The 21,874-nt window shown below is 66.0% G+C and carries 21 protein-coding genes; 6 read left to right on the forward strand and 15 right to left on the reverse strand.

Annotated features, from left to right (window positions below; translation table 11 throughout):
- Positions 1–90 precede the first annotated feature (90 nt).
- A complete protein-coding gene (locus tag DES52_RS17220; RefSeq protein WP_245901095.1) occupies positions 91–957 on the reverse strand; it encodes an RIO1 family regulatory kinase/ATPase domain-containing protein in 867 nt (288 codons plus the stop codon).
- Between the two features lie 271 nt (positions 958–1,228).
- On the opposite strand from DES52_RS17220, the gene DES52_RS17225 reads away from it, so the two are divergent.
- Positions 1,229–2,314: a hypothetical protein gene (locus DES52_RS17225; protein WP_146237345.1), complete on the forward strand. Its 1,086-nt coding sequence runs from the start codon at positions 1,229–1,231 to the stop codon at positions 2,312–2,314.
- Between the two features lie 54 nt (positions 2,315–2,368).
- On the opposite strand, the gene DES52_RS17230 is transcribed toward DES52_RS17225, so the two are convergent.
- From DES52_RS17230 to DES52_RS17245, 4 genes are all read right to left on the reverse strand, one after another.
- Positions 2,369–3,232, reverse strand: coding sequence for an FAD binding domain-containing protein (locus DES52_RS17230; protein WP_110888068.1), 864 nt, complete (start codon positions 3,230–3,232; stop codon positions 2,369–2,371).
- A 105-nt stretch (positions 3,233–3,337) separates the two neighbouring features.
- Positions 3,338–5,713: a xanthine dehydrogenase family protein molybdopterin-binding subunit gene (locus tag DES52_RS17235; protein ID WP_110888069.1), complete on the reverse strand. Its 2,376-nt coding sequence runs from the start codon at positions 5,711–5,713 to the stop codon at positions 3,338–3,340.
- Positions 5,714–5,725: 12 nt separating this feature from the next.
- Positions 5,726–6,238, reverse strand: coding sequence for a (2Fe-2S)-binding protein (locus DES52_RS17240; protein WP_110888070.1), 513 nt, complete (start codon positions 6,236–6,238; stop codon positions 5,726–5,728).
- Positions 6,235–6,693, reverse strand: a complete 459-nt coding sequence (locus DES52_RS17245; RefSeq protein WP_170131109.1) for an SRPBCC family protein — start codon at positions 6,691–6,693, stop codon at positions 6,235–6,237. Before DES52_RS17245 ends, DES52_RS17240 begins: the two co-directional genes overlap by 4 nt.
- Before the next feature lie 194 nt (positions 6,694–6,887).
- Here DES52_RS17245 and DES52_RS17250 point away from each other — a divergent pair, with 194 nt between their 5' ends.
- The 3 genes from DES52_RS17250 to DES52_RS17260 are packed head-to-tail and all read left to right on the forward strand — an operon-like array spanning position 6,888 to position 10,783.
- Positions 6,888–7,226, forward strand: coding sequence for a VOC family protein (locus tag DES52_RS17250; protein WP_170131110.1), 339 nt, complete (start codon positions 6,888–6,890; stop codon positions 7,224–7,226).
- 10 nt (positions 7,227–7,236) lie between these two features.
- Positions 7,237–7,881, forward strand: coding sequence for a response regulator (locus tag DES52_RS17255; protein ID WP_281268582.1), 645 nt, complete (start codon positions 7,237–7,239; stop codon positions 7,879–7,881).
- Positions 7,874–10,783 carry a PAS domain-containing protein gene (locus DES52_RS17260; RefSeq protein ID WP_110888074.1) on the forward strand — a complete coding sequence of 970 codons (2,910 nt, stop codon included), beginning with the start codon at positions 7,874–7,876 and terminating at the stop codon, positions 10,781–10,783. The genes DES52_RS17255 and DES52_RS17260 overlap by 8 nt, the downstream gene beginning before the upstream one ends.
- 61 nt (positions 10,784–10,844) lie before the next feature.
- On the opposite strand, the gene DES52_RS17265 is transcribed toward DES52_RS17260, so the two are convergent.
- Genes DES52_RS17265 through DES52_RS17275 form a run of 3 tightly spaced genes read right to left on the reverse strand, consistent with a single transcriptional unit; the run spans position 10,845 to position 13,389 of the window.
- Entirely contained in the window at positions 10,845–11,681 is an 837-nt protein-coding gene (locus tag DES52_RS17265; protein ID WP_110888075.1) for an ABC transporter permease subunit, read from the reverse strand.
- Complete coding sequence (locus DES52_RS17270; RefSeq protein WP_110888076.1) at positions 11,678–12,619, reverse strand: ABC transporter ATP-binding protein; 942 nt, start codon at positions 12,617–12,619, stop codon at positions 11,678–11,680. The genes DES52_RS17265 and DES52_RS17270 overlap by 4 nt, the downstream gene beginning before the upstream one ends.
- 47 nt (positions 12,620–12,666) lie before the next feature.
- Positions 12,667–13,389 (reverse strand): DUF4097 family beta strand repeat-containing protein, encoded by a 723-nt coding sequence (locus tag DES52_RS17275; RefSeq protein ID WP_146237346.1) that lies wholly within the window; start codon positions 13,387–13,389, stop codon positions 12,667–12,669.
- A 138-nt stretch (positions 13,390–13,527) separates the two neighbouring features.
- On the opposite strand from DES52_RS17275, the gene DES52_RS17280 reads away from it, so the two are divergent.
- Both DES52_RS17280 and DES52_RS17285 read left to right on the forward strand, forming a co-directional pair.
- Complete coding sequence (locus DES52_RS17280) at positions 13,528–14,493, forward strand: phosphotransferase (RefSeq protein ID WP_110888078.1); 966 nt, start codon at positions 13,528–13,530, stop codon at positions 14,491–14,493.
- Positions 14,494–14,549: 56 nt separating this feature from the next.
- Positions 14,550–15,587 (forward strand): S66 family peptidase, encoded by a 1,038-nt coding sequence (locus DES52_RS17285; protein ID WP_110888079.1) that lies wholly within the window; start codon positions 14,550–14,552, stop codon positions 15,585–15,587.
- A 59-nt stretch (positions 15,588–15,646) separates the two neighbouring features.
- Here the strand turns inward: DES52_RS17285 and DES52_RS17290 are convergent, their stop codons facing one another.
- The 7 genes from DES52_RS17290 to DES52_RS17320 form a co-directional block, all read right to left on the reverse strand.
- On the reverse strand, positions 15,647–16,327 hold the full coding sequence (locus DES52_RS17290; protein WP_110888080.1) for a V-type ATP synthase subunit D: 681 nt from the start codon (positions 16,325–16,327) through the stop codon (positions 15,647–15,649).
- 64 nt (positions 16,328–16,391) lie between these two features.
- Entirely contained in the window at positions 16,392–17,804 is a 1,413-nt protein-coding gene (locus DES52_RS17295) for a V-type ATP synthase subunit B (RefSeq protein WP_110888081.1), read from the reverse strand.
- Positions 17,801–19,558, reverse strand: coding sequence for a V-type ATP synthase subunit A (locus DES52_RS17300; RefSeq protein WP_110888082.1), 1,758 nt, complete (start codon positions 19,556–19,558; stop codon positions 17,801–17,803). The genes DES52_RS17295 and DES52_RS17300 overlap by 4 nt, the downstream gene beginning before the upstream one ends.
- Positions 19,559–19,663: 105 nt before the next feature.
- On the reverse strand, positions 19,664–20,014 hold the full coding sequence (locus DES52_RS17305; RefSeq protein WP_110888083.1) for a V-type ATP synthase subunit F: 351 nt from the start codon (positions 20,012–20,014) through the stop codon (positions 19,664–19,666).
- Positions 20,011–20,997 (reverse strand): V0D/AC39 family V-type ATPase subunit, encoded by a 987-nt coding sequence (locus DES52_RS17310; protein ID WP_110888084.1) that lies wholly within the window; start codon positions 20,995–20,997, stop codon positions 20,011–20,013. Before DES52_RS17310 ends, DES52_RS17305 begins: the two co-directional genes overlap by 4 nt.
- A gap of 9 nt (positions 20,998–21,006) precedes the next feature.
- The gene (locus tag DES52_RS17315; protein ID WP_110888085.1) at positions 21,007–21,564 is read right to left on the reverse strand and encodes a V-type ATP synthase subunit E; all 558 of its coding nucleotides are present in this window, start codon (positions 21,562–21,564) and stop codon (positions 21,007–21,009) included.
- A gap of 1 nt (position 21,565) precedes the next feature.
- Positions 21,566–21,871, reverse strand: coding sequence for a V-type ATP synthase subunit K (locus DES52_RS17320; RefSeq protein ID WP_110888086.1), 306 nt, complete (start codon positions 21,869–21,871; stop codon positions 21,566–21,568).
- Positions 21,872–21,874: the final 3 nt, after the last annotated feature.

Below are 21,874 nucleotides of genomic sequence, written 5' to 3' on the forward strand. Positions count from 1 at the left end.
GTCGCTCTTTCGAGGTGGGCCGCGCGCTGCGGCGAAGCGAAGAGGAAGGCGGATGGTGGTCGAGCAGTTCGGCATATCGGTCTCCTGAAGTCAGCGCTTCGCGCGGCGCAGAACGTCACGCAAGGTGGAAGCGGAATCGAAATGCAGCCCGTGGCGCGAGAAGGACGTGCACAGCGACTTCACGTCACGGGCGAGCAAGGCGTCGAAGGCGGGATTCTCGGCTTTGTGAACGACTTGCGGAAAGTCGATCACGTACACGAGTCGGTCGTGCCAAAGCAGGTTGTAGGTGCTGAAATCGCCGTGCGCACGGCCGAGGCGAACGAGGGCGGCGAGCAGATCGAGACTTTGCTGCCAAGCGTCGAGGGCGTCCTCTCGCGAAAGGCGGGCGTCGGACAAGCGGGGAGCGGGGCGGTCGTCGGTACCGACGAGTTGCATCAGGACCGCCCGACCTGCCTCGGCGCATTCTTTCGGTCCCGGCCCGACGAACGGTTTGGGCACACGCACGCCCGCTTCGTACAACGTCCACATCTCTCGATACTCGTGCATCACCCACAAGGCTTGCTGCACGTCCACGCCCGTGGAGGTGCGCTGGCGGATGGCTTTCTCGATGCGGTCGTCGCCGATGTAACGGCCCGCGCGGTACACGCCGTCTTGCTTGAACGAGCGGACGGCGAGGTCCTTGTACAACTTCAGCGCGGCGGGCCCGAAGGGTGTGCGCGCGAGGTACACGACCGCTTCCTTACCGCTCTTGAGCTCGCCGAGCAGTTCCTCCAGCAAACCCTTGGCGTGCAGCGCCGCGAGGCTCGGATCGTTGAAGACGACGTCGTCGTGCTCTCCTTGCGTTTCCAACGCGTGGACCGAGCGGCGCGTGGCACGGGGGCGACGCGTCTTGACACTTCGGCGTTCGTTGGCGGCGTCCGAGAAGCCGTCGAAGTCGAGGTCTTGAAGTCGGGGCACTATGGGCCCCATGGGCGCCTACACGGCGACGGTTGGAAGAAGTTGAACAAGTGGCACGCTCCTGAAGCGAGAGGGCGAGAAGTTCGGGGCCGTCTTGGTGAGGATCTTCAGGTTGTTTTCCATCTTGGTCACCTCCTTCGGTGAATTTCAGCGTAGCAGAGGAAAGCGGAGACTAGGCCAGGATGCGTATTCCTGCGTGGCATCGCGGATCCTTCAGGAAAGCTTCACCTCGCCTCAACAAGCACTCGGACGCGAACGGCAGAGTAAGGACATGAAACGGCTCGCGCTCGCGTGCTCGCTGCTGTTGTGCGTCACGCAAGCAGCACCCAAAACGCCTTCCTTGCCGCCGGAGCCCAACGTCGTTCTGCGCGGCACGCTCGCCCAACTTGCCGCCGGTCGCCTCGACGGAGCGCTCGCCAACTTCTCGCGCGACTTCGCCTCGCCGGCGTGGCGCACGACGCTCACGGCCCTGAAGGGATTGCGCATCAACTCGCTCGAACCGTACCGCCCGACCTTCTGGACGCCTTTGGAACGCGAGTACAAGATCACGTACGACGTGCCGCAAGGAACGCTCGTGCTCAAGAACCGCGCGTTCGTCCTGCTGGCGTTCGACGCGGGCGCGTGGCGCGTCACGAGCTGGGACAAGACGCCGCCGCCTCGCGTCACCCTGGTGCCGAACCGACTCGTGCCAAACACGGGCGCCGTCGTCAAAGGAGTGGGCTTCGCGCCGAACGCCGCGCTCGACGTCAGCTTGGACGTGAACGGTGACAGCGTCCCGCTCGGAAAGACGAAGGCGGACGCGGCAGGACGCCTGTCTTGGTCGTTTCGCGTGCCGAGCCGCGCTGGAAGTGTCTTGCTGCTCGGCGCGAAAGCTCGGGTGCAGATCGCGAGCGGCGACGCCCGCGTCGGACGGGACGTGGACTTCACGCGGACGTTCACGGCGCGCGAGTTGACCGAGACGTACGTGGCGAATGACCTCACCTTCCGCTATCCCAGCGCGTACCGCGCCACGCGAGACGACGACCGCTTCACGGTGGCCGATTCGAAGGGACGCGCCGTGCTCTCGGGCCTCGTGCTGCGGCGCTTGCCTGCCACGGACGGCCTGAGCCTCGCCGACTACGCGGCCCAGCTCGGCAACTTGTACGGTGACCGCGTCGGCAGTGCCATCGACGGCATCACCGTCCGCCCGATCGTCGGGGGCGGCACGCCGAGTTTCACGGTGCGCTTCACCGACGGGAACACCGGCGTGCTGACGACTTGCCCGGACGGTTCGACGTGGGCGCTGTGGCGCGGCGACGCGGCGTACGCGGCCTTGCAAGACGGCGTGGCGAACTCGACGGTCCTCTCCTGCCCTTGAATTCGGGACGCGAAGACGGCGCGCCCTAGGGGGCGCGCCGTCTCGAAGCGGCGTTCAGGTGTTGGCACGCTCGAAGGCCCGCGTGAGCGCGTCTCGCGCTTGCACGGACACGAGGTGCGCGCGGTACTCGGCGGACGCGAAGGAATCGCCGATGAGGTCGTCGGGGGACACGGCGCTCGCCACGGCCGCCGCGATCGATGCCGCCGAAAGCGGTTGCCCTTGCAAGGCGGCCTCCACCTTCGTCAAGCGAACGGCCTGCTCGCCCGCGCCCGTCATGGCCACACGCGCTTGCGTCACCGCGCCGCTCGACGCCTTCACGACGGCCGCCACGCCCGCGATCGCGTACCGAGACGCGGGATGCGGGAACTTGGCGTACGCCTGCCCTTCGCCGGACGACCGCGCGGGCACGTGAATCTCGACCAGCATCTCGCCCGGCTCCACCGCCGTTTGAAACATGCCGAGGAAGAACTCGTCGGCGGGCACGACCCGTTCGCCTTCCGAGGACGCGATTTTCATGGACGCGCCGAGCGCCAGCATCACCGCCGGGTAGTCCGCCGCCGGGTCCGCGTGAGCGAGGGCGCCGCCGACGGTGCCCTTGTTGCGCACCATCGGGTCACCGATGAGCCGAGCCACTTCCGGCAGAATCGGCACGACGTCCGCCAGCGTCTCGCTGAATTCCACGTCGCGGTGCGTCGTCATCGCGCCGATCACGACGGTGCCGCCCTCGACGCGAATACCGCGAAGGTCCGCAATGCGCGACACGTCGATGAGGGCCGACGGAGAGGCGAGCCGCAGCTTCATCGCGGGAACGAGGCTGTGTCCGCCCGCCAGCAGCTTCGCATCGGGATTTTGCGCGAGCATCGCCAAAGCTTCCGAGACACTGTTCGCACGTTGGTAATCGAATTCGGTGGTGTACATAACCCCTCCCCCCGTTCGGGGGACCTCTCCTTGAGTGGGAGGCTTTCTGGAACTTGGTGCTCGCGAGTCGCTTCGCGCCACTTTCCGCGCGAAGCGACACAGGGGTCAGTCGTCCGCCGCTTGCTCCGCGCGCGCGCCCTGCATGGCTCGCCACACCTTCTCGGGCGTGTACGGCATGTCGAGGTGGTCGATGCCGAACGGGGCGAGGGCGTCGATGACGGCGTTCGCGACGGCAGCGGTCGAGGCGATGGTGCCCGCCTCGCCGATGCCCTTCACGCCGAGCGGATTGTGCGGAGAAGGCGTGACGGTGTGCCCGATTTCGAACGACGGAAGGTCGTCGGCGCGCGGCATCGCGTACTCCATGTACGTGCCGGAAATGAGCTGGCCTTGCTCGTCGTAGACCGTGTTCTCCAGCAGCGCCTGCCCGACGCCCTGCGCGATGCCGCCGTGCACTTGCCCCTCGGCGATCAGCGGGTTGATCATGGGGCCGCAGTCGTCGACGGCGACGTACTTGATCAGCTTCGTCTTGCCGGTGTCCGCGTCGACTTCCACGACGGCGATGTGGGTTCCGAACGGATAGACGAAGTTCTTCGGGTCGTAGAAGTAGCTCGCTTCGAGGCCCGGCTCCATGTCCTCGGGGAAGTTGTGCGCGAGGTGCGCCATGAGCGCCACGTCGAAGAAGGACTTGGCGTTGCTCGGCACGCCTTTGGCGAAGAACTTGCCGCCTTCGTACTCAACGTCTTCGGGCGCCGCTTCGAGCAAGTGCGCGGCGATTCTGCGCGCCTTGTCTAGGATCTTGCTGGTCGCGAGCTTCAAAGCGCTGCCGCCGACCGCCGCGCTTCGACTGCCGTACGAACCCCATCCGTAGGGAATGCGGCCCGTATCGCCGTGGATGATGGCGATGTCCTCGATGGGAATTTGGAGGTCGTCGGCGACGATCTGCGCGAAAGCCGTCTCGTGGCCTTGACCGTGGCTGTGCGAGCCCGTGAGCACCTCGACTTTGCCGGTGGGCATGACGCGCACGACGGCGCTTTCCCACTGGCCCGCCTGCGCGCCGAGCATCCCCACGAGTTTCGACGGGGCGAGGCCGCACGCTTCGAGGTACGACGAAAAGCCGATGCCGATGTAACGGCCTTGCTTGCGCCCTTCCTCCTGCTCGCGGCGCAAGTCGGCGTACTTCACGCGTTCCAGCGCTTGGTCCAAGGCGGGCTCGTAATTGCCCGAGTCGTACACCAGCGCGACGGGCGTTTGGTACGGAAACTCGTCAGGCTGAATGAAGTTCAGTCGTCGGAACTCGGCGGGATCGATTCCGAGTTCGTGCGCCATGCGGCTCATCATGCGTTCCACGACGTACGTCGCCTCGGGACGGCCCGCCCCACGGTAGGCGTCGACGGGCACGGTGTGCGTGAAGACGCCCGTCACCTCGCAGTGAACCGCCGGGAACTTGTACGTGCCGTTCAGAAGCGTTCCGTACAAGTACGTCGGAACGGCGGGCGCGAAGGTGGTGAGGTACGCGCCGAGATTCGCCACGGTCTTGACGCGCAGCCCGAGGACCTTGTGGTTCTCGTCCACGGCGAGTTCGGCGACCGTTTCGTGATCGCGCCCTTGCATGTCGGACACGAACGCCTCGGAGCGGCGCGCGGCCCACTTCACGGGCCGGTTCACCTTCTTCGCGGCGTACAAAACGATGACTTCCTCTTGGTACTGGAAGATCTTCGATCCGAAGCCGCCGCCCACGTCGGGCGAAATCACGCGCAGTTTGTGCTCGGGAATCCCGAGGATGAACGCCGCGATGAGCAGGCGGTGGATGTGCGGATTTTGCGAGGTCGTCCAGAGAGTGTACTCGTCGCCCGCGCGTTGATACGACGCCATCGACGCTCTCGGCTCGATCGCGTTCGGCACGAGGCGGTGGTTGCGCAAGTTCAGCTTGACGGTCTTGTACGCCCGCTCGAAGTTCGCGTCCACCGCTTCACGGTCGCCGATCTGCCACTCGAAGGCGACGTTGCCGGGCGCCTCGGGATGCACGAGCGGCGCTCCTTGCGCCAAGGCCTCCGATCCAAGCGCCACGGCGTCCATCGGTTCGAGATCGACGTCGATCAATCCGACGGCGTCCTCGGCGGTCGCGCGGTCCTCGGCGATCACGCACGCGAGGATGTCGCCGACGTGGTGCGCCACTTCCGGTGCGATGGCGTAGTGCGCGGGAATCTTGAGGTCGGGCAGCAGCCAACCTGTCGGAATCGAGCCGACTTTCGCCTCCAGCAACTCCTTGCCTGTGATGACGGCGAGCACGCCCGGATGCGCGAGGGCGGCCGACGTGTCGAGCCGCGTGACGCGCGCGTGCGCGTACGGACTGCGCAGCATCGCCGCGTGCGCCATGCCCGGCAAAGTCATGTCGTCCGTGTACCGTCCCGTTCCCGTGACGAAACGCGGGTCCTCCACGCGCTTCATCGCTTTGCCGAAATACTTCCCGGTCTCGCTCATGCCTCTCTCCTCTCAGTCGTCGGCGGCGGCCGTCTCGGGGTTGGTCTCCCGGGAGGCCATCTTGTCGGCGGCGTAGCGTACGGCTTTGAGGATGTTGTGGTAGCCCGTGCAGCGGCAGAAGTTGCCTTCGAGCGCGTGCCGGATGTCGTCGTCGCTGGGATCGGGGTTGTGCGAAAGCAAGTCGGCCGCGCTCATGATCATGCCGGGCGTGCAAAAGCCGCACTGCAAGCCGTGCATCTCCCAAAAGCCTTCTTGCAGGGGATGCATGTCGGTGGTCGATCCGATTCCTTCGACGGTCGTGACGGCGCATCCGTCGACTTGCGCGGCGAACACCGTGCAGCTCTTGATCGCCTGGCCGTCCACGTGCACCGTGCACGCGCCGCACTGCGACGTGTCGCAGCCGACGTGCGTGCCCGTGAGCCCGAGCGAGTCTCGCAGGTAGTGCACGAGAAGTTGGCGAGCTTCCACCTCGTCGCGGTGCATCACGCCGTTCACGGACACGCCGATGGACACCTTTTGGCTCATACCGTCACACCTCCCGGTTTGCGTTGCGCTTCGACTTCGAGTTTCGAGAAGAACTTGCCCGCCATCTGCTGAGCGACGCTCGGCAGCAAGCGCGCGCCGAGCGTGGCGAGCATGCCCGAGAGTTGGGGCGAGCCCGTCCACGTGAGCACCGTCGCGTTTCCTTGCTGTTGAAGTTGCATGACCCCGGTCGCGCGAATGATGCCGACGGGCGCCTTCGCCTCCAAGTCGAGGGTCATGGATTCGGGAGGCGTCGCGTTGCGCATGGTGAGGAAGCCTTGGTACGTGCCCTTCACGGGGCCGACTTGGAAGTCCACGGAGCCCCTGAAGCGGTCGGGACCGTCGGGTGAAAGGTCTTTGACGCCCGGGACGCAGCGCGCGAGCACCGCCGGGTCTTGCAGAGCCGCCCAAACTTGCTCGCGGGTGGCGTTGAGGGTATGACTGCCTGAAAGTTGCAAGAAACGCACCTCCGATGAACATGAACGGTCGCCTGGCGAATCAGCGCGGCGTCCACAGACTTTGTGACTCCCCAACCTTAACACGTCTTTCCTGAAGCGCACGTTAGCGTGGCGCCCGAAGAGGGCGTTTCACGTGCGACTTTCGTCCGACGCGCCCGCGAACTTCGCCCCTCATGCTGAGGACGAGGTTTTCGATGCTGCGCTTCCTTCATCACGTCACCCTGTACGTTCCGGATTTGCGGGCCGCCGTCACTTACTACGAGGCGCTCGGACTGAAAGTCGAATCGACGTCGAATCGGCGCGTCTTGATGCGCTTCGAAGCGGGCGAGGCGAAGTTGGAGCTTCACGACGACGAGCGCGCGCAGTTCACGGACGTGAACGTCGGCGTGACCGACCTCGCGAGCACCTATAAGGCCTTGTCGAGAAATCCCGGCGTGGCGTGGCTCGAAACACCGCGCGAAGGGCGCGCGACCCTGCGAGGACCGGATGGAAACGTGCTCGTTCTGTGCGAAGAGCGTTCAGCGACGGTTTAGAATGTACGCCGTGACCCACTTTTCACCTGTTCGCGTCTTGCTCGTGGACGATCACGCGGTCGTTCGGCAAGGCATCAAAATGTTTCTGGGAACGTCGGACGCCGTGGAAGTCGTGGGCGAGGCGCGCAACGGCCAAGAAGGCCTCGATCTCGTCGAGAAGCTCGCCCCGCACGTCGTCCTGATGGACCTCCTGATGCCCGTCATGGACGGCGTCACGGCCATTCGAGAGCTCAAGCGGCGCTTCCCGGACGTCGAAGTCATCGCCTTGACGAGCGTTCTCGAAGACAAGAAGGTCGTCGACGCCGTGCAAGCGGGCGCGACGGGCTACCTGCTCAAAGACACCGACTCGGACGCGTTGGAGGAAGCCATCCAAGCGGCGGCGCGCGGAGAAGTACGCCTGCATCCGGAAGCCGCCAAGCGCCTCGCGCGCGAAGTTCGCACGCCCGAGATGCGCGAAGCCCTCACGCCACGCGAAACGGAGATCCTACGGCTCGTGGCGCGCGGACGCGCCAACAAGGAGATCGCGCGCGACTTGGCAATCGAGGAGCGCACGGTGAAGACGCACGTCACGCACGTTTTGAGCAAGCTCGGCCTCGCGAGCCGCACGCAAGCGGCGATCTTCGCGTTCAAGGAGGGTTTGGTCGGACTTGACTGACGCCGACGTGCGAGTCGGGATCGGGACGCTTGCCGCGCGCGTCCTGCTGACGGTCGCGATCTTGATGTTGGCCCTCGGCACGATCGTGGCGTACACGGTGACGCGCGGCTTTCTGAGCGCGCGTGACCGCGCCGCCGAACGCGCCAACGTCGGCATGGAACATGAAATCTCGCGCCGTTTGCTGCAGCAAGCCGAGTCGGAAGCGCAAGCGAGCGAAACGCGCCTTCTCGCCGTCGGGGAAACCGCGCGCCTCGCGGCGAACGTGTGGGCGAACCTTCCCCTCGACGCTTCTCGGGCGCCGACGCTGCGCCGCGCTGCCAGCGGCGCTTGGTACGACGCCCGACCGAACCGCGCGGCCGACGTGTGGCTTCCGCGCGGCGTCACCCTCGACGCCTCGACGCGGCGTGACGTGCTCGAAACGGCGAATCTCGACGCCCTCTTTCCCGCCTTGCTGTCCGAACACTCGGACGGCGTGGCGCTCTACTTCACGAACGCGCAGTCCATGACGCGCTACTATCCGCCTCTCGGCTTGCACCGCGTCTTGCCGCCCGACCTCGACATCGCGCATCAAGCGCCGTTCATGAACGTCCGCCCGGAACGCGACCCCGCCCGCCTTCTCGTGTGGTCGCCGCCTTACCTCGACGACGCCGGACACGGCCTGCTCGTCACGGCGAGCGCCCCCTTGTACAAAGACGGCGTGTTTCGCGGCATGATCGCCGTTGACGTCAGCTTGAACCGCCTCACGACGCGCCTGCGCGGCCTGAATCCCACGCGCGGCGGATCGGCGATGCTGCTCGACCGAAAAGGGCGCGTGCTCGCCGCGCCCGAGGGCGCCTTGACGTTGCTGCTGGGCCGAACGCCTCCGAAGGCGCCTCGCGAGCTGCTGCGACTTTCCCTCGTGAACGACGCGGAATCGGCCCTGCGCGACCTCAAGGACACCTTCGCTCGAGGCGGCCTTGGCGCCCGCGTGATCGACGCGCACGGCTCGTCGCTCGTCGTGACCTTCGCGCCCCTGCCGACCCTCGGATGGACGCTCGTGCTCGTCTCGCCCTTGGAGGAGGTGACGGCGACTCGGCGTGACGTCGCGACGGCCATCGAACTCGACGCCGACCGCACCTTGACGCTCACGGGCGCGTTCGTGCTGGGATTCTTCGTCGTGGGCCTCACCGTGACGGCCCTGCTGGCACACGTCGGACTGCTGCGGCCCATCGCTCGCCTCACGCGGGCGGCGCGCGCCGTGACCGCCGGGAACTTGGACGTTCGCGTGCCCGCCCGACGGCGAGACGAGCTTGGCACGCTCGGCGACGCGTTCAACACCATGCTCGAACGCCTGCAGGCACGCGGCCGAGAACTGCGCCGCAGCCAGGAACGCTACGAACTCGCCGTGCGCGGCTCGAACGACGGCTTGTGGGAGTGGAACCTCGGCGCGGACGACGTGTACTTCTCGCCACGCTGGAAGGCCATCTTGGGCTACGAAGACCACGAACTCGCGAACACCCTGAGCAGTTGGCGGGACCAATTGCATCCGGACGAGCGCGACCACGTCACGCGCAGCGTGGACGCCCACCTCGCGTCGGGCGGCGACTTGTTGGAGTTCGAGCATCGCCTGCGGCACAAGGACGGTTCGTGGCGCTGGGTCTTGTCTCGAGGCGCGACGAGTCGGGACGAAGCGGGGCGCGCCTTGCGCTTCGCCGGTTCGCACACCGACATCACCGAGCGCGTGGAAGCCTACCGGTTGCTCGAACGCCGCGTCGCCGAGCGCACACGCGAACTCGAAGCCGTCCTCGCCGTGATGAAGGACCTCACGTTCGGCGCGAATCTGCGCGAAACCCTCGACAACCTCGCGCGCGGCGTCGTGGAAGTCACGGGCGCGGTGGCGGCGGCCGTGCTCCTCGACGACCAAGGCGACAGCAAGTACGGCGGTACGTTCGGCTTGCCTCCCGGCTTCGAGGCGGCGGACGCGGAGCTCGCGCGCCGCATGAAAGGGCGCGGCATGATGCAGCAGACGCTGCACGACGGCGCGACCGTCGTGTGGCGCGGCACGCGCGCGAGCGCGCTCGCCACGCCCGAGTACGCTCCGCTGCATCCGTTCATGCGCGACGCCGCGTGGGACACCGTGGTCAGCGTTCCGCTCGTGTACGGCGGACGCCTGCTCGGCACGCTCGCCGCGTACTACCCGCAGGACCGCGACGTGAACGAGGCGGACATGCACCTCGTGGAGGGCATCGCGGGCCAAGCGGCGGTCGCCGTGGAAAACGCCCGCCTGTTCGCCGACGCCGGGGACCGCGCGGCGTTGCAAGAACGCCACAAGTTGGCGCGCGAACTGCACGACTCGGTATCGCAAGCGCTGTACGGCATCGCCCTTGGCGGCCGCACGACGCTGCGTCTTTTGGAACGCTCGCCCGAGAAGGCCCCGGACTCCGTGAAGTACATGCTGTCGCTCGCCGAAGCGGCTCTCGCCGAGATGCGCGCCCTCATCTTCGAGCTTCGCCCCGAATCGCTGGAGCAAGAAGGACTCTCGATGGCCCTCGCCAAACTCGCGTCCGCCCTGCAAGCGCGGCACGGTTTGGAAGTGTCGCTCGATCTCGGGGACGAGCCCGACCTCGGCATCGACGCGAAGGTCGCCTTGCTGAGAATCGCGCAGGAAGCGACGCACAACACCGTGAAGCACGCGGGCGCGTCACGCGTGGAGTTGCGTCTCTGGCAAGAAGGCTCGGTCGTCGTTCTCGAAGTGCACGACGACGGCATGGGCTTCGATCCGGGCGTCGCGCGACAAGGCAGCCTCGGCCAGAAGACTATGCGCGAACGGGCGACCGCCGTCGGAGGAACGTGCAGCGTGACGAGTTCGCTCGGGCGCGGCACCTTGGTGCGCGTGGAAGTCGGTCCTCGCGTTCTCGTGTGAGCGTTCGGCGAAGGGGGCCGAGTCACTCGGACTCGGCCCCCTTCGCGTCGCGTCACGGTCGTCAACCGCGGCTCAAGAGCTCCTCGCGTCGAAACGTCTTGCGGCCCCGCGTCAAGAGCAGCAAGCCGAGAGCCCAGACCACCGCGCCGAAAACGGCGGCGACGACGGGGCTGAGCGCGACGATCCCCGCGAACTGTCCGACGAGCAGCAGCACGATCGGAAGCACGACGAGACCGCTCGTTTGAAACGCTTCCTGAAAGGTGCTCACGCGTGCGGACACGAGGACGGTCGCGCCGAGTCCCAAGGCCGCCACGCCCGGCGCGACCCACAACGCGACGAGCAGGGTCGTGCCGTTGGGGTAGAACACGCTCTTCATGACAGGCCAACCTCCGACGTTCACGACGATGGTCGACAGCACGAAGCCCAGCAAGGTCACACCGAGCGCCGGAAGCCACGCGGCGAGCACCTTCGCCGTGAAGAGGTCGCGGTCGGACACGGGCGAGTGCAACAAGGCTTCCAAGGTGTGACGCTCCTTTTCGCCCGCGAAGCTGTCGGCGGCGATGACGTTCGCGACCATCACCGGGACGAGCAGCATGAGGGGTGAAAGCAGATACGACGTGGCGATCAGCAGGATTTGCTGAGACGGAGGGCGCGACAGCAAATCGCTGCGCAGCACGCTCGGCAAGCGGTCGAGAAAGGCTTGCAGATCGCCGAGGTTCGCCTGGGCGGGCGTCGTCACGAGCGGCGAAAGCAGCACTACCGCGAGCGGAATCACGACGAACAGCAAGGCGGGCAGCAGCACGAGGGGCAACATGACGGGCTTGCTGCGCAAGACCGCCGAAAGGTCCTTGCGCACGATCGCCCGCACCGCCCGCCAATCGAACGGAGGCGCGCTCACGCGACCACCGCTTCCCGTACGCCGTGCACCGCGAAGTACACGTCCTCCAAGGTCGGCGCGTGCGGATGCACCTCGTACACGCGCACGCTCGCCCCGAGCAAGACCGACAGCACGGCGGGCACCTCCACGCGGCCCGCCTCCACGGCGAGGTTCGCCGCGCCCGTCGCTTCGACGTTCCAGCGAGCGAGCGCTCTGAGTGCACCCTGCACGTCTTCGGGGTGCACGGTGATCTCGACGCGGCGCGTTTCGTAGCGTGCGCTGAGCTCTGCAGGCACACCGCTCAGCACCACTTTGCCGCGGGACAGGACGGCGACGCGGTCGCACAACCGCTCGGCGTCGCGCAAGTCATGCGTGCACAGCAACACGGTACGGCCCTCGTCGCGGCTCCAGCGCACGATCGCGTCGTTCACGCTCTTGGCGCTCACCGGATCGAGTCCGGACGTCGGCTCGTCGAGGTACAGCACTTCCGGCGCGTGCAAGGTCGCGCGGGCGATGGCGAGGCGCTGCTTCATGCCCTTGCTGAACGTCGATACGCGTGAGGCGGCCACCTCGGCGAGGTCGAACGTTCGCAGAGCCGCGTCCACCCGGCGTTTCACCTCTCCGATGGGCACGCCGTACAAGTCGGCGAAGATGCCGAGGTTCTCGCGGGGCGTCAAGCGCTCCTCCAACGCGGGCGTTTCCGTCAGGACGCCCGTGCGGCGCCGTACGACGTCACCGCGCTCGACGGGGTCGAGGCCGAACACGCGCACGCTTCCCGAGGACGCGGCGAGCACGCCGTTGAGAAGGCGCACCGTCGTCGTTTTGCCCGCTCCGTTGTGGCCCAGCAAGCCGAAGACCTCACCGCGCTTCACGGTGAGGTCGAGATGATCGACGGCGACCTTACCGCCGAATTGCCGCGTGAGGGCGCGCGTCTTGATGACGAACTCGGAAGAACTCATGACCTCAGGGTAACGAACGGCGGTCCTTCACGCGTCCGACGAAAGGCTCACGAGCCCACGTCGAGGCTGCCGTTGCTCGTTTCGACGTTCAGCGTCGCCGCTCCCCGGCCGACCTTGTGGGCCGTGAAAGCGTGACGTTCGGTGTCGACTTCGAAGGTCGGCAGGTTCACGACGAGGCTGCCGTTGCTCGTCTTCCCGGTCACGTTCAAGCCACCTTCGGCTTCGAGGCCGCGAATGCGAACGCTGCCGTTCGAGGACACGACGACGTTTTGCGAATCGGCGGCCAGGGCGACGTCCTCGATGGTGACGCGTCCGTTGCTGGTCTCGGCCCGCAGCTCGCCGTGCGCGGCGCGCACGTCGACACTGCCGTTGCTCGTCTTCGCCGTGACGTCCTTCGCGGGACCCGTGACTTCGATGTCGCCGTTGCTCGACTCGAGGTTCAATACGATGTCTTTCGGCAAGGCGAGGCGAAAGCTCACGCCTCGGTTCATCGCCCATACGTTCTTCTTCACGCCGCGCACCACGAGCGTGGCGCCTTCGCGTGCCACGCTCATCTCGGCTTCCCCGCGCACTTCCGCCGTGACGGTCGGGCGCTTCGAGCCACTCGTGACGGTCACGGATCCGTTGAAAGTCTCGACGCGGACTTCCCGCACGCCCGAGAAGTCCAACGCCTGCCGCTGCGTGCGCACCGCCGACCCGTCGACGAGAGAGCAGGCAGAGAGGGCGAGCATTCCGAGGGCGGCCAATCCGATGAAGTTCGTTCGTGACATGAGCATCTCCTTGTGCCTCGATTGTCGTGCGTGCGCCGCGCCGCGCCCTCGGCCGGACGGACGGCCCGCGTCTCGTCCTTAAGTCGCATTCGCCATCGTGCCGATTCGCGATCGTCTCGGCGGACTCTAGAGTGCGGCATGCCACCGAATTCGGAAGACGCGGACGAAGCGCGGCCTCTACTCGAAGCGACCGTGCGCCGCTTCGTCTCGCCGCACGCCGACATCGTTCGTCACGAGACGCGAAGGCGTCCCGTTCAAGCGTCCACCTCCGACGTCGTGCATCACGAATTGCTCGTTCGAACGAACGCGCACGAGCCTCCTCGGACCGTGGGGCTCGTGACGAAGCGCGCTCCCCTCGCCGAGCGCCGTGTCCTTCGCTTGCTGGGCGAAGTCGTTCCCGACCTCGTGCCCTTCAGTCACACCTTCGACCTCTCCACGAACGACGTGGCGTGGACGTGCATGGAGGACTTGGGCAGCGTGACACGTCCGAACTCGCTCGCACCGATCGACCTCGCCGTGTTCGACAGCGAGGCGCGCGGCCTCGCCCGCATTCATGCGGCCTTCCTAGACCGCACGAACGACCTCGACTGGCTCCCCACGATCGACCGAGCGTACTTCGAACGCTGCATCCACGAGTGGTTCTGGCGTCCCGCGTGGGAGCGTGCGTTGTCGAACGACGACTTCCGAGCCGAGTTCGCGAGCGCCATACCGGTCGTGGAACACGCCGCCGCGACGATCGTCGACGAGATGGCGGCCTTGAACGCCGAGGAGGGCGCGCGCACCCTCACGCACACGGACCTGCACCCGTCGAACGAGTTGCTGCGCGACGGCGAGGTCCACTTCATCGATTGGGGCGCCGCGCACGTGGGAACGCTGTATCTCGACATTCCCCACTTGTTTCACACGCCCGAGTTGGCGGCGCGTTACCGCGGCGCTCTGGAGCGCCGCGACGTGCTCGTGTCGCCCTCGGACTTCGAGGAGCGTTACCGCGTCGCCGCCCGCTACACCGCCTTGAGGTACATGTGGTGGACGCTCGACGAGTGGCTCTCGGATCGTTCGGCGAGCGTTTGGGTACGGCATTACCTCGATCGTCTGACCTCGTGACGGCCCATGCGCCATCGTGCCGATGAACTTGGGCATCGCCGTCGGTAGAGTGCGACATGCCCGAGTTCATCAAGCCTTCCCGGTTACAGCGCGGAGATACCGTCGCGAGCGTCAGCTTGTCGAGCGGGTTCGTCACCGAGGTGCCGCACCGCTACGAAGCGGGCAAGCGGCAACTCCGAGACGCGTTCGGATTGCAAGTCGTCGAAGCTCCGAACGCGTTGCGAGGCGCCGAGTACTTGCACCGTCATCCGCAAGCTCGAGCGGACGACCTTCACTGGGCCTTGGAGAATCCCGAGGTGCGCGGCATCTTCAGCGTCATCGGCGGGGACGACTCGGTTCGACTCCTGCCGCACCTCGACCTCGACCTCATCCGCCGCTTTCCGAAGGTCATGCTGGGCTTCTCGGACACGACGATCACGTTGATGCAGTTTCTCAGGGCGGGTGTGCACGCCTTTTACGGTCCGGCGATTCTGACCGACCTCGCCGAGAACGCCGGCATCCGCGATTTCGTGGCGAGAGGCGTGAGGCGAGCCTTGTTCGACGCCCGACCGTTCGGTCTCGAAGCGGCGAGCGAGTGGACGGAAGAGCACGTGGACTGGCGCGACGAGGCACGTCAGGAGCAGCCTCGTTCCTTTCAGCCCAGCGACGGTTGGGTGTGGCTCGGCGGCCGAAAGCGCGTCGAGGGCCACCTCGTGGGTGGGTGTCTGGAGGTGCTCGACATGCTCAACGGCACGCCCGGTTGGCCCGAGGCTCGGCTGTGGGACGGCGCGATCTTGTGCCTGGAGACGAGCGAGGACGTTCCGCCTCCCTCGCAAGTCGGCTACTGGCTGCGGAACTTCGGAGCGCAAGGCATCTTGGGCAAAGCGTCGGGACTGCTGATGTCGCGCCCGAAGGCGTACACGCCCGATATGACGAGCCGTTTGTACGACTGGGTGAAGCGCGTCGCTTGGGAGTTCGGGCGTGAAGACTTGCCGATCGTCGCGAACATGGACTTCGGCCATACGTCTCCGCAACTCACGCTTCCGCTCGGTGCGAAGGTCGTCATCGATCCGACCAAGGCTACCGTGGACGTGCTGGAAGCTGGGGTTTCGTAAGGCGGATCGTCACGAGAAAAAGGCGACCCTTACATGAGGGTCGCCTTTTTTCGTTCGGATCAGTCCGCAGCCGTGTTCGCGTAGCTTCCGGCTTGCACGCCGATCGTCGCGGCTTCTTCGGCTTCGCGTTCGAGCTTCGCCTTGATCTTCTTGAGGCGGAAGGACTCTTCGCGTTCGCGTTGGTCCAAGACACCGCGGATGAAGCGGATGTCGTCTTGAATGCCGGGCACGACGACTTGCTCCAGGGCGTTCACGCGGCGCGACGTCTTCTTAATTTCCTCGCCGATGCGGCGAAGCTTCGTCTCCGTCGCAGCGACTCGAATGATCGCCTGCATGACGCCTTGGAAATCCTCGGCGGCTTGAATCGTTCGCGGACCGACCGTGATCGGCGAGAAGTTCGCCGAGTTCTTCGCTTCCGGCAAGTTGATGCGGGGAACCTTCACGCCGTACACGCTTTGAATCTGCATGTGGACGTTCATTTCACCCGTGCTGGCGAGGCTGAGGCTCTCGACGGCTTCGGGCGTATCCCACGCTTTGGCGGAGAAGAGGGAGGTGTACGCGCCCTTCGTGACGCGCGTGAGTTCCTCTCGGGCAGAGAGGGCGTCACGGACGAGCGCGAAGAATTCGCCGATGAGGGCGTCGCGCTTGCGCTTGAGGAGTTCCGCGCCGTTCGTGGCGAGCTTGAGCTGCGCCTTGGAGGCGAGGAGCGCGGTTCGGGTGGGGCTGATTTGTCCGGCCATGAGTACCTCCGGGGATGACGGGTGCGAGGAAGCCTATCCCTCACACCCTAGCATCCTCGTTTCCTTAGATCCGGTTGCCTCGCCACATCTCGTCGAGCTTGGTGCCGTAGAACTTGTCGATGGCGTCCTTGCCGATTCGGGTGAGCTGGCTTTGCGGCAGTTGCGACAAGATGCCCCACGCGACCGTCAAGGAGTCCTCGATGGAGCGGTCGGCGTTGCCTTGCCCGATGAAGTAGCTCTCGAACGCGTCGGCGAAGCGCAAGAACAGCTTGTCCGTCTCGGTGAGGGCGTCTTCACCGGTGATCGCGACGAGTTTGCGCAAGTCGAGGCCGTTGGCGTACGCCGCGAACAGCTGGTCGGACACGTTCTTGTGGTCGGCGCGCGTCTTGCCCTTGCCGATGCCGTTACCTTGCAGGCGCGACAGCGACGGCAGCGGGTTGATGGGCGGGTAGACGCCCTTGCCGTGCAGCGTGCGGTCGACGACGATCTGACCTTCCGTGATGTACCCGGTGAGGTCGGGAATGGGGTGCGTGATGTCGTCGTCGGGCATCGAGAGGATCGGAAGCTGCGTGACCGAGCCTTTCTTGCCTTCGATGACGCCCGCGCGCTCGTACAAGGACGCGAGGTCCGTGTACATGTAGCCGGGGAAGCCGCGGCGACCCGGAATTTCTTCGCGCGCCCCGCCGATTTCACGCAGCGCCTCGCAGTAGTTCGTCATGTCGGTGAGGATCACGAGGACGTGGTAATCGTGCTCGAACGCGAGGTACTCGGCGGTCGTGAGCGCCATGCGCGGCGTCAGCAAACGCTCGACGGCCGGGTCGTCCGCCTTGTTCAAGAAGAGGACCGAGCGCGCGAGGGCGCCGGTACGCTCGAATTCCTGCGTGAAGAACGACACTTCGCGTTGCGTCAGACCCATCGCGGCGAAGACGACGGCGAAGTCGCCTTCGTGGCCGGGCACCTTCGCTTGACGCGCGATCTGCGCGGCGAGTTCGTTGTGCGGCAGACCCGAGCCGGAGAAGATCGGAAGCTTTTGGCCACGAATGAGGCTGGTGTTGATGTCGATCGTCGAGATGCCCGTTTGGATGAACTCCTCGGGCTTCGCGCGCGACGCGGGATTCATCGCCTGACCGTTGATGCCGAGTCGCTTTTCGGCGACGACGGCGGGCAGACCGTCGATGGGACGGCCGAGGCCGTCGAAGCGGCGGCCGATCATGTCACGGCTGACACCGAGACGCGCCACGTCTTCGACGAGGCTCACGGACGCCGTGGCGAGGTCGAGGCCGCGCGTGTCTTCGAAGATCTGCACGATGGCGTACTCGTTCGAAACTTCGATGACTTGACCGCCACGCACGCGGTTCGTGCTGTCGCGAATTTCCACGATCGCGCCGTACGCGATGTCCGCGGCGTTGTTCACGAACAAGAGGGGGCCGGAGATGTACGAGACGTCGTTGTATTCCTTCTTCAGCAAGCTCGTCATGCGCGAACGCCTCCACGGAAGGCGGTGTCGAGTTCGCTCATCACGTTGCCGCTGTACGCCGCGAATTCACTTTCGGGCGTGTAACGCGCGCGGCTGAGCTTCTCGATGACCGGGCTTTGAATGATGTCGTCGATCGTCGCGCCCGATTGCAGGGCGGCGGACGCGGAGTCGTAGAACTTCAGCATCATCTTCATGAGGCCGTAGTTCTTGGGCATGGAGGCCGACGCGTCGACGGGGTCGAAGCCGTTTTGCTGCAAGAAGTCTTGGCGCAGCATGCGGCCCGCCTCGATGACGAGGCGCTCGTTGTCCTGCAGCGCGTCGGGACCGACGAGTTGCACGACTTCTTGCAGGGACGCTTCTTGTTGCAGGATGTTCGCGATGCGTTGGCGCAACTCCGGATAGTCGGCGCCGACGTTCTTGCGGTACCAGCCCTCGAGGATCGGCGTGAACAGCGAGTACGAACCGTTCCAGTTGATGGCGGGGAAGTGGCGGCGGCGCGCCAAGCCCGCGTCGAGACGCCAGAAGGCGCCCGTGATGCGCAGCGTCGCTTGCGTGACGGGCTCGGACATGTCGCCGCCGGCGGGCGACACCGCGCCGATCACCGAGACGGCGCCGTCTTCACCGGCGAGCGTGCGAACCGCGCCCGCGCGCTCGTAGAACGCTGCGAGCTTTGCCGAGAGGTACGGGGGGTAGCCTTCTTCGGCGGGCATTTCCTCGAGGCGCGAGGAGATTTCGCGGAGCGCTTCGGCCCAGCGGCTCGTCGAGTCGGCCATGAGCGACACCGAGTTGCCTTGGTCGCGGAAGTACTCGGCGAGCGTGATGCCCGTGTACACCGACGCTTCACGCGCGGCGACCGGCATGTTGGAGGTGTTGGCGATGAGGATCGTGCGGTGCATGAGGGGACCGCCCGTCTTCGGGTCTTCGAGCTCGGGGAACTCGACGAGCACGTCCGTCATCTCGTTGCCGCGCTCACCGCAGCCGACGTACACGACGACGTCCGCGTTTCCGTACTTCGCGACCGACTGCTGCGTCACCGTCTTGCCCGAGCCGAACGGACCGGGAATGGCCGCCGAGCCGCCCATCACGAGGGGAAACAGCACGTCGAGGATGCGCATGCCGGTGAGGAAGGGTTCGCTGGGGTCCTTCTTGAGAGCGACGGGACGGGGCGCGCGCACGGGCCAGTAGTGCGCGAGGCGAAGCTTCGTGCCGTCTTCGAGGGTCGCGATCGTGTCGTCGATGGTGTAGTCGCCTTCGCCGACGATTTCGCGAATCTTGCCCGAGATTTGGGGCGGCACGAGGATCTTGTGCGTGAAGGAAAACTCGGGCACGGTTCCGAGGATTTGGCTGCCGGAAACCGTGTCGCCTGCCTGAACGGTCGGCGTGAAGTGCCACTTTTGCGTGCGGTTCAGCGACGAGACGTCGATGCCGCGCGCGATGAAGTCGCCGGACGCTTCCTTGATCTTGTCGAGGGGGCGCTGAATGCCGTCGTAGATGCCGTTGAGCATCCCCGGGCCGAGTTCGACGGACAGCGGCAAGCCCGTGGTGACGACAGGCTCGCCGACCGTGAGGCCGGAGGTGTCTTCGTAGACCTGCACGAAGGCCGTGTCACCTTCGAGGCGAATGATTTCGCCCACGAGGCGCTCGTTGCCGACGCGCACGAGGTCGTACATCTTCGCGCCGTACATCCCGCGTGCGATGACCGCAGGACCGGAGATGCGCTCGACGACGCCTGACTTCTGGGGGGTTTGCGTCATGAAAGAGTGCTCCTTGGAGAAAGGTCAGAAGGTTGAGGGTCGAGAGACGAGGGAGCGTGAAGAGCCATGAAGCTCTCGACCCTTGACTCTGGACTCTCGACCAACTTACAGCTTGATATCGAACCCGATGGTGTCGCGCACCAGCTTGCCCATGTACGCCTTGGCGTCCACGGCGTCGTTGGAGAAGGCGTCCTTGAGGCTCGGAATCGGCAGGAGGATGGGAAGGTCGCGTCCGCGCATCGCGCGTTCGACCGCCTTGCCGGGGTCGGGCAGCAGCGACGTGTCCACGGCGACGAGTCCGAAGCGGTTGGACAGCACGAGGGCTTCGAGCTCCTTGGCGGCAGTTTCGGGCGTGGCTTCCACGACTTCGACGCCCGCCAAACGGTAGCCCGTGGCCGTCTCGGAGTCGGCGAGGACGGCGACGCGGTGAAGATCGGTGGCAGTGGGAGTGGTCATGATTCGATGCTCACTTCGCGGCGCAGCGCTTCGGCAGGCACGCCGTAGAACTTGCCGCGCCCGATGAGGCGGAGCTTGGCGATCTCGATTTCCTTACGACGCAAGAAGTCCACGACGACACCTACACCGAGGGGATCTCCCATGGCGACGCTGCGGGCCGCTTCGTCTTGCATGCGGCGCGCGGCGATCTCGGCGTCCTCGAGGGTCGGCGCGTCGAGAATCGCCGACAGGCCGGGGGCGGCTCCGGCATCGCCGGCGACGGCGCGGGTGAATCCGCTCGCGTCGAGGTCCGAGCCGCCGCCCACGAACAGCGACGCGTCGACGCTTTGGCCGCGCAGGGCGCGGGCCGTGAGGGCGTTGGTGACGTCGATTTCGCGGCCGAGGTAGCGGCGGAGGCTCGTTTCTCGCGACACGCGCAGCGCGTGACGGTAGTAGCCTTGGTCGAGCGCCACCTCGAGGTCGAGCAGGCGGCCAGTAGAGTTGAACGCGGCGACGCCGTCTCTGAACGCGCGAGCGAGCGGGTGTCCCGTGAGGCCGATAGCCTGGGCGGCGCTGCCGAGATCGCCGGAGTTCGCCGCGCTTTGCAGGGCGCTGCGCTTGAGGCTTCCTCCGGGCACGAGACCCGACAGGATGTTCTCGGCAGGACGACCCGACACGATGCCCCGCGCGAGGGTCTTGAGGTTGGTGAGGTCCCAGCGTCCGAGCAGGACGCCGATCTCGGTCTTCGAGTCACCTTCGGCAAGGCGGTACACCTTGTTGACGGTGTTGAAGAAGTTGCGCGAAAGCGCTTCGTCGAGTTCGGTGAGTCCCGCGCCTTCGGTCGTGGCGTCGCCGAGATCGGCGGACACCTCGCTTTCGGACAGGACGCGCAGGAACTCTTGGAAGCTGCTCGCTTCGAGGGCCGCGTCGAGACGCCGCCCGTCGAGCAACTTGGTCCGCATAACCTTCACGCGGGCGTTAATGTAGCTGAAGTCGTCGGGCATGCGGCGTCCTTACTCGGCGAAGACCTGGGCGACTTGCGGCGCGATGGCGTCGCGAACGCGGGCGAGACGGCCGAGCAGCGTGTTCGTGATGCCGCTTTTGCCGCTCTTGCCCACCGCGCGTACGCCTCCGGAGACGGCCGGGTTGGGACGCACCTCCAAGCCGGGCGCGAGTTCCATCGCGAGCGCGACGTCGGCGGGATTCACTTCGAGCGCTTCGATGTCACCGATCGCTTCACGTGCTTCGGCGATGAGTCGCGAGAGGATTTCTCGGTACTCGGGCAAGCCCGTCACGCCTTGCAGTTGCTGTTCGGCGATTTCGAAGGCGCGCTTCATGCCCGAGTCGGAGGCGTTGAGGCGCGCGGCGCTGACTTCGAGCGTGGCGCTCGATTGGGCGCGCACGACTCCGGCCTGCAGTTGGCTGTCGAGCAGACGCTTGCGGCTGTCGAGCGTGGCTTGGGCCTGCTCGCTCGCAGCGCGCACGATGGCCTCGGCCTGCTCGCGCCCGGAAGCGCGAATGCGTTCGATCTCGGCGCGCGCTTCGTTTTCGAGAAGCTGATCGAGCGCCATATCAGATCAGGAAGAGCGCCAGGAAGCCGAAGATGACGAGGGTTTCCGGGAGCAGGAAGTAGATGAGGAGGCGGCCTGCTTGGCCGGGATCTTCGGCGACGGCGCCGACGAGGGCGGAACCGATGCGCGACTGCGCGATGCCCGTGCCCACGGCGCCGAGACCGAGCGCGAGACCTTGACCGATCGCCGTGAGGCCTTCGCCGAGGTTGGTGGAGCCCGCTTCGGCCGTACCCGCTTCTTGAGCGAGGGCGGCACCAGCGAGGGCGAGGACGAGGATGGCGGCCATGCGTTTGGTGTTCTTGTTCATACG

It is taken from the genome of Deinococcus yavapaiensis KR-236, assembly GCF_003217515.1.
GTDB lineage: Bacteria > Deinococcota > Deinococci > Deinococcales > Deinococcaceae > Deinococcus_A > Deinococcus_A yavapaiensis.

Bases quoted from the DNA above. Each gene is read 5' to 3' on its own strand.
- DES52_RS17225 (WP_146237345.1), top strand. From the start codon at position 1,229: ATGAAACGGCTCGCGCTCGCGTGCTCGCTGCTGTTGTGCGTCACGCAA.
- DES52_RS17230 (WP_110888068.1), bottom strand. From the start codon at position 3,232: ATGTACACCACCGAATTCGATTACCAACGTGCGAACAGTGTCTCGGAA.
- DES52_RS17235 (WP_110888069.1), bottom strand. From the start codon at position 5,713: ATGAGCGAGACCGGGAAGTATTTCGGCAAAGCGATGAAGCGCGTGGAG.
- DES52_RS17240 (WP_110888070.1), bottom strand. From the start codon at position 6,238: ATGAGCCAAAAGGTGTCCATCGGCGTGTCCGTGAACGGCGTGATGCAC.
- DES52_RS17250 (WP_170131110.1), top strand. From the start codon at position 6,888: ATGCTGCGCTTCCTTCATCACGTCACCCTGTACGTTCCGGATTTGCGG.
- DES52_RS17270 (WP_110888076.1), bottom strand. From the start codon at position 12,619: ATGAGTTCTTCCGAGTTCGTCATCAAGACGCGCGCCCTCACGCGGCAA.
- DES52_RS17275 (WP_146237346.1), bottom strand. From the start codon at position 13,389: ATGTCACGAACGAACTTCATCGGATTGGCCGCCCTCGGAATGCTCGCC.
- DES52_RS17280 (WP_110888078.1), top strand. From the start codon at position 13,528: ATGCCACCGAATTCGGAAGACGCGGACGAAGCGCGGCCTCTACTCGAA.
- DES52_RS17285 (WP_110888079.1), top strand. From the start codon at position 14,550: ATGCCCGAGTTCATCAAGCCTTCCCGGTTACAGCGCGGAGATACCGTC.
- DES52_RS17290 (WP_110888080.1), bottom strand. From the start codon at position 16,327: ATGGCCGGACAAATCAGCCCCACCCGAACCGCGCTCCTCGCCTCCAAG.
- DES52_RS17295 (WP_110888081.1), bottom strand. From the start codon at position 17,804: ATGACGAGCTTGCTGAAGAAGGAATACAACGACGTCTCGTACATCTCC.
- DES52_RS17300 (WP_110888082.1), bottom strand. From the start codon at position 19,558: ATGACGCAAACCCCCCAGAAGTCAGGCGTCGTCGAGCGCATCTCCGGT.
- DES52_RS17305 (WP_110888083.1), bottom strand. From the start codon at position 20,014: ATGACCACTCCCACTGCCACCGATCTTCACCGCGTCGCCGTCCTCGCC.
- DES52_RS17310 (WP_110888084.1), bottom strand. From the start codon at position 20,997: ATGCCCGACGACTTCAGCTACATTAACGCCCGCGTGAAGGTTATGCGG.
- DES52_RS17315 (WP_110888085.1), bottom strand. From the start codon at position 21,564: ATGGCGCTCGATCAGCTTCTCGAAAACGAAGCGCGCGCCGAGATCGAA.
- DES52_RS17320 (WP_110888086.1), bottom strand. From the start codon at position 21,871: ATGAACAAGAACACCAAACGCATGGCCGCCATCCTCGTCCTCGCCCTC.